The 12,778-nt window shown below is 57.0% G+C and carries 4 protein-coding genes; all 4 read left to right on the top strand.

Features of this window, described 5'->3' with window-relative positions; genetic code table 11:
* Positions 1-83 precede the first annotated feature (83 nt).
* The 4 genes from E9954_RS13510 (at position 84) to E9954_RS13495 (ending at position 12,674) form a co-directional block, all read left to right on the top strand.
* On the top strand, positions 84-1,829 hold the full coding sequence (locus tag E9954_RS13510) for a hypothetical protein (protein WP_136079676.1): 1,746 nt from the start codon (positions 84-86) through the stop codon (positions 1,827-1,829).
* A 98-nt stretch (positions 1,830-1,927) separates the two neighbouring features.
* Entirely contained in the window at positions 1,928-5,605 is a 3,678-nt protein-coding gene (locus tag E9954_RS13505; protein WP_136079675.1) for a polysaccharide lyase family 8 super-sandwich domain-containing protein, read from the top strand.
* A gap of 26 nt (positions 5,606-5,631) precedes the next feature.
* Entirely contained in the window at positions 5,632-9,369 is a 3,738-nt protein-coding gene (locus E9954_RS13500; protein WP_168442239.1) for a chondroitinase family polysaccharide lyase, read from the top strand.
* A 230-nt stretch (positions 9,370-9,599) separates the two neighbouring features.
* Positions 9,600-12,674, top strand: coding sequence for a hypothetical protein (locus E9954_RS13495; RefSeq protein ID WP_136079673.1), 3,075 nt, complete (start codon positions 9,600-9,602; stop codon positions 12,672-12,674).
* Positions 12,675-12,778: the final 104 nt, after the last annotated feature.

Here is a 12,778-nt window from a genome sequence, read left to right as displayed (position 1 = left end):
GTCCATCATACCGAAAGAAGAATTTCACCTTGAAGATAATGTGACTGGGTGACTAACGCAGAAAACATGGAGGAATACAGATCATGAAAAGAACATTAGCCATACTCACAACGGTTGCCCTGTCTGCAACCCTCGCCAGCGCCGAGCTGGTTGGTTCGCTGAATCTCGATACGAACAACGACACCAATGATGTTGATCGCCTTGCTGGATTTGTTACCCGCACGGGCAACGGGAATGCAAACACAAGGGGAACAGTGCAAGGCGATTTCAGCCTTTTGACTTCGGTTGATCTTGGAGTCGGAGGCTTTACCGGAGCAATCGTCAGTACGTTTTCAGGTAGCACAAAGCTGGTGAAGCTGAACCGTTATGGCGGTTCATCGACGGGCGGTATTGCGGTTTGGGACTACAACGTGTCCGGCATGGTCACCAATGCCTGGACATTCAAGGTGGACTACAGTGGTCGACGCTCCAATTGTCTGGCTTCCGGTTGGTATGTCAGCTTTACCGGCTTAGGACGTACGCTGGATTCAACCGTTGTCACCAACCTTGCCACCGGTTCCGGTGCGACTTTGGTTGGCAATGCGCTGAACTATGTCAAAATCGGCGAATTGCCGGCGGACACTGCGGCGGGTACCTATGAGTGGGATCTGACGGATATTGTCAATGCGGCGGCGACAAACGGTGGCGGCATCCGACTGGTCTATTATGACAACACCTATCTAGACACGGGGCCGAGCTTCCTGAACGATAGTGGTCTGATTGCGTCCAACGCAACGGCGGGGGCGGAAGTGGATATGCTGCCGTTCTATTTTTCCGATACGTTCAGCAGCACCAACGGTGTTTTGCCCTTGAAGGGCTGGACGCATGACGGCGCGGAGGCCAAGGAATACAACGGCACCAACTATCCGGGTCTCCTGGCGATTCGCGATGAATCCACCAGCAATGCCTGGAGCTCCATTACGATGGACTTCGAAGACCTCAAGCTGGAAAACGACGGGGATTGGCTGGAGCTGTCGGTTGACCTGGCCTATTTCGAGGATGTGTCGGGCAGCGCCTATACCAACACCTCTTCGCCGGTGGGGATCATGACGCTGACGGATTCCGCGTTGACCAACAATGCCGGCTACGGGTTCCGCATCAACCAGAAACAGTATTCCAGCATCAACCTTTTCGATGCATACGATGCGTGGCCGACGGATTTCCCGGACGATGAAACAACCCGGGAATTCACCAGCACCAACACCATGCAGAACTGGAAGATGAGAATCGAGCGTGCCGGCACCAACCTGGTGATTTCTCCGCTGGTGGATGGGGTTGTATTCGGTGGAAGTACCAAAATGCCGAGCTACACCAACAGCGCCTGTGTCGGGGTGGACTTCAACCGCTTCTACTTCTCCTCGCGCGGCAATAATATCGGCGTGAAGATCGACAACGCCTATGTCCTCTCGAACGTCAAGCCGGTCTTCCTTCCCCCGTATACCGAGTGGGAAGCCGAGAAGGGGGTTACGGGTGGAAAAACGGGCGACGACGACGGAGACGGACTGAACAACTATGGCGAATATGTCTTCGGCGGCGACCCCGTGCTGCCGGACGGTGCTTCCGACCAGGGATCGCAGCCGGTGCTGGATGCGGCTGGAAACTACACCTACTATCTCGTTGGCGACGACTCGGTGGTGGCCAGGGTGATGGCGCGCGCGAGCCTGACGACGGGTGACTGGGAGCCGATTGCCACGAACGCGGTTTCGGTTTCCGACGGCGAGCTCGGAACCTATATGGAATCGGTCGGGACTTCGGGCAGCCAGCTCTTCCTGAAGCTCGACGTCGACTAAACCCATTGTTCCCATCCAATTATGGATTATTCCGGAAAACCCGCCTGCATGGCGGGTTTTCCGCTAAACACTGCACAAGGCTGTTCCGAGGGTTGTCCGTGAAACTGTTGCTAACCAGCGCTGCTCTTTTCTTCCTGGCCGCAGGTGGGCTGCAGGCTCAGACCATTGATTTCGAGGGTAGTGTGCCCGCCAACTGGAGTGCGACGGCAGGTTCCCTGGCAATCAGTTCAGACCATTACCGCATCGGCTCCGACTCGTTGCGGTGGGATTGGGTGGCGGGCGATACGCTGGAGGTGGCCACGCCGGGAATCGACCCCTCGAAGATTCTCGATTTCTACAACCACACGATGGAGGCCTTTGTTTATAACGAAGCATCCATCAATGAACCGTTGACGATTGAGTTTCTGGATGCATCCGGAACGGTGAACTACCATTTCGATTTTTACCTGAACTATCAGGGTTGGCGCCGCATCTCGCGAAGCTACCGCTACGACATGCAGGCCATTTCCGGATCGACCACTGATATTGATAAAGTGGTCATCCACGCGCCATCCACCGGCTCCGGCACCGTATTCCTGGACGACTGGGAATTTGTGCGCAGCCGCTACACCCGCCATGCCAGCCGACAGATGCCCGATGTGTCGGGCTATTATTCCGACACGGGATACATCGACGTGGATGCCCTGGCGCCGAACATTCCGTATGCGCCGGCCACCGCCGGGGAGCTAGCCGACCTGACGACGCTGCGCACCTACCTGCGCAACTGGTTCGACGGTGGAACGCCGAACATTTCGAACGCCACGACCTACTACAACAGCCTTAACATTGTTGTTAACGGAAACGCCATTAAAGGGCAGGTGACCACGCCGCAAGAAGCCGATGGCCACCTGCTGGATTTGGCGCAGCACTTTTTCCACACCGGCAACAGCAACTCCTATGAAATGGCGAAGAACCTGCTGTGGCACCTGAACGATCTGGGCTATGCCGGCGGCTCCGATTTTTCCTATGGCTGGTACGACACCCGCGACTATTTCCAGGGGCTGGTGCTGATGCTCGAATACCTTCCAACGGATTTGCGGGCGGAGCTGGTGGACGCCGCGATGTGGGTCTTCAAAGCCAGGCGCAGTTGGGTTCCGGAATGGCCGGGCGACGATGCGCTGAGTTCCGATCATGTGTATACGAATTTCAGGTTTCAGCTGGGCACACTGGCGTTTATTGAGGACGACAACGAAGCGGTTCGCCAATTGAAGGGCTTCAAGCAGTTCCTCGATTTTTCTAATGTGCCCGCCAAGGGCACCGGCGACTGGATCAAGCCCGATGGAACCGGGTTTCATCATTGGACGCATTACAACCACTACATGTATGCCTTCTCGTCCTATGCCGATGTGCTGCATGCCCTGATCGGCACACAATTTCAGATCGCGCAGGAGAGTTATGAAAACTTCCGCGACATGGCCTATGCTTCGCTCGTCATGTCGACCGCGAGCGGTGAATATGCCAACAGCCTCTGCGGCCGCTATCCCTTTTCGCAGCCCTCGCCGCTAAACCAAGGCGCCTTCAATAATCTGGCCTATGCCGGCGGGGATGTGCTCGGCGAAACGGCCGACCCGATGATTGCCTCCGCCTACAACCGGATCCACGGCGACGACTCGACGTTGATGGCGAACTATCCAACAGAAACCTTCCAGGAAGGTTTCTGGCAATTCAACTGGAGCCCGGTTGCGGTCTACCGCAAGGACAACTGGGTGGCGACGGCGCATGGCCTCAACAATGTGTTCTGGGGAACCGAAACCTATTCGGGCGAAAACCGGTGCGGGCGCTACCAGTCGTATGGAGCATTGGAAATCATGTATCCCGGCGGCTTTACGGCCAGCGGCTTCCATATCAATGGCTGGGATTGGAACCGCCCGCCCGGAACCACCACCAAAGTCCTGCCTCATGCCGATCTGAACCCGCCGGGTTCCCGTTCCGACGAACGGGCGGCCTCAACGTTTGCAGGAGGTCTTCGTTTTAATGAAATCGAGGCGGGGCGCATACTCGACCGCGGCGAGATCGGGATGTATGCCACCGATTTTCAGCAGGACGGAAGCCTGACCCCCACGCACGACGGTTCCTTCCGGTTCAGGAAATCCTGGTTTTTCATCGATGACTACATCGTCTGCCTCGGCTCGGATATTGAGTGTACCGATGCTTCGAACGACATCATCACCACATTGTTCCAGGGGAAGCTCAACAACACCTCCGATCCCATCGTGCTCGACAACTCCAGCATCACGGCCTTTCCTTACAGCAATACCGTTGTGGATGGAGACCACTGGTTATTGGATGCCTACGGTACGGGCTACCATATTGATTCGTCTCAAGGCCTGAAGATTACGCGCCAGAACCAGACGTCGCTGCAGCAGGACGGTACGGGAACCACCTCGGGTAATTTTGCGACGGCCTGGTTCGACCACGGGAAAGCTCCATCGGGAGCCGGGTATGAATATGTGGTGAAACCCGCCACCGATTCGGCTGGAATGCAGGCCTTCAGCGCAACGATGTCGGGCAAACCCTATGAGGTTTTGCAGAAGGATTCCGCCGCACACGTTGTGCGGTTTGGCGATGTTGAGGCGCATGCCCGGTTTACCGCTGCCGTCAATTCGCTGGATACGGTGGTCAAGGGCAGCTCCGAGCCTTGCCTGGTGATGGTCGGCGGAAGCAATCCGATCAAACTCACCATGGTCAATCCCGATCAGGGGCTGGAAGCCCGATCCTACGATGACCCCGCCCCGGTTCCGGTGGAACTTACCTTGCGCGGAACCTGGACGATTACGGATGCCGACACCGGTGTGTCGCTGCTTTCAACGAATGGAACCGAAACTACGCTGTTGTTCATGACCGACGACCTTGAGCCGTTCGATGTTGAGCTGTTGGATGAAAGTGTCCCCGTTGAAGAAAGAACTTTCGAATTCAATCCCATTCACGATGCGCACACGGTTCAGTCGAACCCGGACACAAACTATGGGGTGAACACCAAGCTGGCAGTCCGGTCGGACAAATATGACTCCGCCATGAACGGCTATCTGATGTTCGATGCCGATACCGAGGGGATGATTCCGCTTTCGGCAACCCTCAAGCTCTACTGTTCGCACAACCCCATCGTGCTTTCCGTTCTCGATGTGGCCGACACCACCTGGACGGAAGGGGCGCTCACCTGGAACAACCAGCCGCCCATGGGCGCGGTGGCCGATTCCCGTTCGGTCGATGCCGATGTCTGGGAAACGTTCGATGTGACCGCTTCCGTATCCGGCGATGGTAAGCTGTCGTTCGGACTGATCAGCAACGAGGCGAGCTACAGCAATGTCGATGCGAAGGAAGGTGCGAATGCGCCGGTGCTGGAGGTCGTGGCGGTCAGCCTTGGCGGAGACAAGGATGCCGACGGACTGCCCAACGGCTGGGAGTTCGGATATTTCGGCGGGGCAACCAACGCGACCGCCTCTGCGGACGATGACGGCGATGGGTTCGATAATCTGGCCGAATTCATTGCGGGAACCAATCCCACCAACGAGGCATCCTTTTTCGCGGCCTCATCCACGCACCTGCCTTCCGGTTTTGTGGTGGAGTGGAGCGCCGTTTCCAATCGCGAATATGGCGTGTGGCACAGCGTTTCGCTGACTAACGCCTTCACCAATCTGGCGGCCGGAATCCTCTTTCCGCAAAACAGCTATACGGATACTCTCCATGCCGGTGAGTCGGAAGGTTTCTACCAGGTGGATGTGAGGCCGGTGCCGTAGGCATCTTGAACAGGATGAGGGATTTTATGAGTATTGGCATTCACAAATACAGTGTACCGGTGTTGGCCATGTGGTTGGCCGCTTCCGTGCATGCGGCGGTTGATGTCGGTTTTGAAAGCGGGGTGCCGGCCTCGTGGAGCGGATCGACGGGCGGACTGTCGGTTTCCGGTTATCATTACAAGGAGGGCTCGCAGTCGTTGCAGTGGGACTGGGGGAGCGGGGATGTGCTGACGGTTACGGACTTGCAGTCGCAGGGTTTGGTGACCAGCGAAGTGCAGGGCTATTACGAAAACACGTTCTACATGTGGGTCTACAACGAGGCGCCGCTGTCGAACGAAACCGTCACGGTCTCATTCAAGGATGGCAACGGCAATGTCCAGTACCACTACTGGTTTTATCTGAACTGGAAGGGCTGGCGCCCGGTTTCCATCAGCTATCGCTATGAAATGTTCGGGAATAAAAATTCCCAGGATCTGCAGACCATGACGTTGCAGATGCCGGCGGTTGCGGGCGGCGGAACGGTGTTTATCGACCGCGTGGATTTTACGGGCGACCGCATTACCAGCAGCGCCTCCTCCACCCATATCCCATACAAGCTTGACCTGGGCGACAACCATTGGTCGCGCATGCGGTATTACTCGGAGCTGCCGCGCAACCATGGCGGGGAAACGCCGACAGAACAGGAATTGGCCGACCTGGTCGGAATGAAAAACGGGGTGCTGGACTATATCCGCGGGAGCAGTCCGTCCGCCTCCAACCTGAGTGCCGCCGACAGCGTTTACGCAACGCTGGGGATTACGACGAACCCCGACGGCACGGTAAAGGGCAAACCATTATTTGGAAAAGAGCACAACGACAGTGAAACGATCGAGCTGCTGGACAATGTGATCCTCCACTATGCCCGCGATTTTTACCATAACGGCTCCGCCGGCAGCCGCACGAAGTTCATGCAGATGATCCGGCATACGCTCGACCAGGGCTACCAATCTGGCTGTGTGATGGAGACGGTTCACCACATCGGCTATTCGTTCCGGCCCTATCCGCTGGCGGTGCTGCTGATGGAGGATGAGCTGAAGGCGGAGGGCCTCTGGGACGAGGCCTATGCCATGGCCTGTTGGTTTGCTGCGCTCGACGGCATCTGGGAGCCGACGGCCGAGGTGAGCAATATGGATGCGGGCAACACGCGGACGATCGCGCGCTATTGCTGCATCTTTTTCAAGGATACGGTGGAGGAACAGGTGCAATACCTGAAAGGCCTGCGCGACTATGTCCAGGTTTGGGCAACGCCGCAGCCCCAGACGGGTGAAGGAGTTAAGCCGGACTACACCGGCTTCCACCACAACCACTATTATCCGGCGCGCTATGTGGCGCCTGCATATAAATCGATTTCATGGGCGGTTGCTAATATGAGCGGTACGGAGTTTGGCATTGATGCGCAGGCGTATGACCACTTGAAGAAGTGCATGCTGGTGCAGCGCCTGAATGCCAGCGCCAAGGATATGCCGATGTCGTTGGCCGGGCGGGGCTCGCCACTGACCACCATCAACAGTATTTCGTCGGGGATCGGCTATCTCGTGAACTCGCCGGTGGTCGACGGGCAGCTGGCGCGGGCCTACAACCTCATGGAACCCTCGGACGCCGTTCCGGGTTATCAGCCGGAAGAATATCCCAACGGCTTCTGGCAATTGAACTATGCGCCGATGGGCGTCTATCGCGACGACGACTGGGTGGCCGACATCAAGGGCTTCAACAACCATTTCATGGGGCAGGAAATCTATGCCGGCACCAGCCAGTATTCGCGCTATGCCGGATATGGCGCAGTGGAAATCCTCTATGCCGGAGGCAACGGTGCCAGCGGCAAGCGGGAAGAAGGTTGGAACTGGAACGCCACCCCCGGCGGAACCACCATCCATCTGCCGTGGACGCAGCTCAATGCAAATGGCCGCGAGGATGAAAAGACCGATTCGATCTTCTGCGGGGCGCTGCGGTTCGGCGCGAAAGCCGAGTATTACCTGGAAGGCGAAGACGCCTTGGAAGGTGAAATCGGATTATTTGCCATGGATTTCCAACAGAAAAACCTGAGCGCGAACCACAACCCCACCTTCAGGTTCAAGAAGTCCGTTTTCTGTATCGATGGAAAGCTGATCTGCCTTGGATCAGGCATACAGAATGACGATGCCGCGAATGCCACGATCACAACGCTGTTCCAGAACCATCTGCAAAACACGGCGGATGCCGTGGTGGTGGATGGCGTTTCGGAGACGGGGTTCCCGTTGGATCAGACGTTGGGGATGACGGGCAACCGCTGGCTGTTGGATAACGTCGGCACCGGATATTATGTTCCCGCCGGCAACGACTCGATCAAACTCACCAAAATGAACCAGACCTCGCCGCAGCAGGATGGCACGGGAACCTACAGCGGAAACTTTGCGGTGGCCTGGTTGGATCACGAAACGAGTCCATTAAACTCGAAATATGAATATGTCGCGGTTCCCAAATCCAGCGCGGCGGAGATGGCCTCGTTTGCCGGCTCGGCAGGTGCTTTCTATTCGGTCGTTAAGAATGATGCCGCCGGGCACATCGTTAAATCGGGATCGGTGGAAGCCTACGCACTGTTTGCCCCGAACAGCAGCCTTGCGGGTTCCGTGGTGAAGGGGAATTCCGATCCCTGCCTCGTGATGCTGGAAGGGGATGGGATCATCGATTTGACGCTGGTGAATCCCGTGTTGAACTTTGACGGTGCCGGCGTTTTGGATGCCCCCGTTCCCGTTGAGCTGATCCTCAACGGCACCTGGGCGATCATTGATGCCGATGCCGGTATATCGCTGGTCAGCACAAACGGCTCGGAAACAACCCTGCGGTTCCAGACGAACAACGGTGAGCCGCTGGATGTGCAGTTGGCGAATCCCCATGCGGAAATCGAGGAACGCACGTTTCAGTTTACGCCGATTCACGATGCGCATAGCTCCCAGAATGATCCATCCGTAAATTACGGAGCGAACGCCAAGATGGCGATCCGTTCTGACAAATTTAGCAAGGCGATGCACGGCTATCTGATGTTCGATGCCGATACTGAGGGGATGATTCCGCTCTCCGCCATGCTCCGCCTTTACTGTTCGCATAATGACATTATTCTCACCGTGCATGATGTGGCTGATACAAGCTGGACTGAAGGAGCGTTGACCTGGAATCAGCAACCTGCCATAGGCGGTGTGGTGGACTCGCATTCTGTTGTGATTGATTCTTGGGAGTCATTCGATGTGACCGCTTCCGTATCCGGCGCTGGCAAGCTGTCGTTCGGTCTGATGAGCAACGAGGGCAGCTACAGCAATGTGGATACGAAGGAAGGTGCGAATGTGCCGGTACTGGAGGTCGTGGCGGTCAGCCTTGGCGGCGACAAGGATGCCGACGGACTGCCCAACGGATGGGAGTTCGAATACTTCGGAGGGGCAACCAACGCGACCGTCTCTGTGGACGATGATGGCGATGGGTTCGATAACCTCGCCGAATTCATTGCGGGAACCAATCCCACCAACGCCGGATCCTTTTTCGCGGCCTCATCCACGAACCTGTCTTCGGGTTTTGTCGTGGAGTGGAGCGCCGTCTCCAACCGGTCATACGGCGTGTGGCACAGCGTTTCGCTGACCAACGCCTTCACCAACCTCGCCAGCGGAATCCTGTTTCCCCAGGGCGCCTATACCGATACGGCCCACAATGCAGTGTCCGCCGGATTCTACAAAGTGGATGTGCAGCGGGCGGACTGAGTCTTGGAGCTCTCCGAGGCCCTGTTCGTATTAAAACCTTGAACATATTCCGTACCGGCCGTGCATATTTTAATTGGTTTTTGTTGCGCAAATCATCGACTTATCTTGCGCAAAGCATTCCTTCTCTTATTTCAGCGACCGCCTACTATATCCAACATACCGTGGGAAGAATAGCGCCCGGGGTTCGGTTGGTTGCACGTTTTAAACCTTAAATGCATGGAGGAGTATCGATGAGAACAAAGTCATTACCTACGTTGATTGCATCAAGGATCAGGTCGTTGCAGAAGCTTTGCTGGGCCCTGGCGACCTGCCTGGTTGCTGGCACGGCATGGAGTGGTGTCCTGCCGTTGAACCCGGCCATTGCCGATTTCGAATATGTTGATCTGGCGAATACGGTGGTGGCCAGTGCCGGTCTGGCGCTGACCAACAGCGAGGCGTGGACGGTGGAGATCATCAACGATGCCGACGGGGATGTGGTGATTAACTTCGACAGTGGAAAAACCCCGCCTTCGGGTTTGCTCTCGATGCTGATGAATACCAAGGATGAAGATGATGCCGCTTCCATCACGTCCACCAATCTGGGGGTCAGCATGGTGGAGGGGAACACCTACAGGTTCAGTTTTGATTCCTTCGAAGACCTTACCGGAACCAAGGAATTTGTTTTCGAAGTCCATCGTTATTCCGACAACGAGGTGCTTAGCAGCAATCGGTTGGCCGCCGTTCACGCGACATGGACAAAGCATTTTGTTGAATATGTTGCCGGGGCGTCCGATGCGGGGGACGATCTCTATCTCAAGATTTGGCGCGATAGCGCCGTGCACGGAAACAAGGCGGTCAGGATCGATAACATTGTCCTCGAGGAGATAGGCGACGCGTTCACGGATTCGGCGCGCGTTCTGGCATTCAACGTGGATGGCAACAAGGACGACTTCGAATACCTGGCCACCGGGGTTGGGGTTGGCGTGGCGTTGAACTCCGCCCTGGACGGAGCTGCAAGCGGCGGGTCGGTCGATGCATCCTACGGCACGTTCGATGATCCCGCCGGGGCCAACTCCAACTCCCCGGCGGCCTATCCCTGGGCGGCGAACGGGACGACTTTCCTGGAGGTGGATGTCACCATCACCAACACCTCTGCGCACGACTTGAAACTGAACGGGCTCTATTTCGATATCTTCCGGTCGACCGATACCTCCCTGCGCCGTTTTGAAATGGAATATGTTGCCGGGGATCTGAGCGATCCGACCGGCCAGCTCTACGCGGTTACGCTATACACCACGACCGGAACCGGCAGCTGGAAGGATTTCGACTGGACGTTCGGCTCCCAGGGCGAAAACCCCAGTAGTGCGCCGGTAGCCTTCAACGCCATGTCCGACCGCGTGCTCGGCACCAACGAAACCGCCACGTTCCGCTTGATCGTGAAAAGCTCAACGGATGCCGCCACGGAACCGGACGCGGTGCTGGTGGACAATATTGCGCTGGTCGGCGACTTCATCCCCGACGGCGTACTCGTCGATTGGGGCAGCCCGGACATGTTCTTCGGGGACGAGGGCAATGTTGATCTGCGGCTGGGCAGTCATGCGGCCACGACGAATGGAAATCTGCTGATCCGGAACTATCATCCCGAAATGCCGATTCTGGATCGAAGCCTGGGGGATGGGTTCTACCAGGCCCAGCCTCTGCACGGGATGCTTCAGGTTGGCAACAAGGGGGCCCTGGCCGAAAGCACCGGTTTCCGGTACGCGCGACTCGCAGGGGGGAACCCTTCGGCGGGAAGCATGATCCTCACTGCGGAGCCGGCCACCAACGCAACGGATATCTACCAAAGCAGCCTGGTCTACGTGAAGGCCGGGGATTTTTATGATGATATCGGTGTCGGCGAAAACCTGACCAGCCTCTCGATGAACATCGACAGCTTCAGTGCCGATGTCGGCGAAGTCCGTTTTGCGGTGCTGAACGATGACCAATGGTTTGTCAGCTCGGCAAAGGCGACGGCCGCCGGCACCTTTGCATTGAGCTTCCCGATTGCTGAAAATGCATGGGCGGCCTTTAGCCCGGCAACCACCGGCGCAACGAGCATGGCATCGGCGAAAGGCTTGTTCTTCGATACAACCGGTGTCGATTTCACGAATATCCAGGCGGTCGGATATTTCATGGAAGGTGAAGACCTGGTGGATGCAACCAACGTCTCGTTCCGGGTGGATGACTTCGAAGTGCTGATTGGCGAAGCTCCTTCGGCGTTCCCCAAGAGCGAAGTGCTGGCTTATAATGTTGATGATGTCCGGGAGGATTTCGAGTTTGTTAAAGGCGGGGTGGACTTTACCCTGACGATGATCAGCCTGGGCAATGGTTCCGCCACGTCGCAGGGCTCGCTGGATGGCAGCCTGGGTTCGTTCCAGGATCCGGTCAGCGCCGATACCAACAGCCCCGCACGCCCGTGGGCCGGTCGGGGCGACACTCCACTTGTGGCCGAGATGACGATCGGGAATGTGACGCCCGATTCCAGCCTGGGCCTGAGTGGGTTCCATTTCGACCTCTACCGTCATCAGGTTGCCTCCATTGCCGCCCGGCAGATCCAACTGGAATACATCTCCGGCGATTTGGCCGGGGTGTCGAGCGGCCTGGTCTATCAGGTGATCATGGAGCCGGAAGAGTTTGTTTCCTATGAGGTCACCAATGTGGTTGAAGGCGTCACCAACATTACAACCATCCTGCCGTGGGCCGACTTTGACTGGACGTTTGCGTCCATCGGCAACATCCCCTCGGCGGGAACCGTGGTCTTCAATCCGCTGGCGGACATGAGCCTGGCCTATGGGGAATCGGCAACCTTCCGCTTCTCCATTCAATCGTCCACCACCGCGGAAGCCGAAGGGAACCAGACGCGCCTCGACAACATCGCCTTCCTGGGCAGTTTGAAAGGCGTCGGGTTCGGCAGCTGGATTTCCAGCTTCGGGCTGGCCCCGGCCGACCGGGATGCGGAGGACGATCCGGATCTCGACGGCCTGTCGAACCTTGAGGAATATGCCCGCAACGGCGATCCCAACGATATCGGCAACACCGGAACCGCATCGACCATCGAAGTGGCCGCAGGGGTGCTCAACTATGTCCATCCGCAACGCTCGGACGACGACAACCTGCTGTATTATGTGGAGGTGAACGATAACCTGGTACACGGTACCTGGACGAACTCCGGCTATGACATCACCGGAACCAATGTGACCGGTGTGACGCTGGATTATGTGACCAATGCGGTTCCCACAACCGACAAGGCCGCGAAGTTTATCCGCCTGAAGGTTCAGCAAATGTGATGGGTTCGCGCTGGCAAGCCTCCGCATGCGGGGCTTGCCATGCGTGTGGTTTGAAGGGGTTCCGGATAATCCGCCTAAACGGCGGATTTTATGCGGATAGAGGG

It is taken from the genome of Pontiella desulfatans (assembly GCF_900890425.1).
Classification (GTDB): domain Bacteria; phylum Verrucomicrobiota; class Kiritimatiellia; order Kiritimatiellales; family Pontiellaceae; genus Pontiella; species Pontiella desulfatans.
This window is presented reverse-complemented; position numbering and strand designations above follow the sequence as displayed.

What these genes read in the sequence shown, in the direction of transcription:
- E9954_RS13495 (WP_136079673.1), top strand. Translation starts at nt 9,600, where the DNA reads ATGAGAACAAAGTCATTACCTACGTTGATTGCATCAAGGATCAGGTCG.
- E9954_RS13510 (WP_136079676.1), top strand. Translation starts at nt 84, where the DNA reads ATGAAAAGAACATTAGCCATACTCACAACGGTTGCCCTGTCTGCAACC.
- E9954_RS13500 (WP_168442239.1), top strand. Translation starts at nt 5,632, where the DNA reads ATGAGTATTGGCATTCACAAATACAGTGTACCGGTGTTGGCCATGTGG.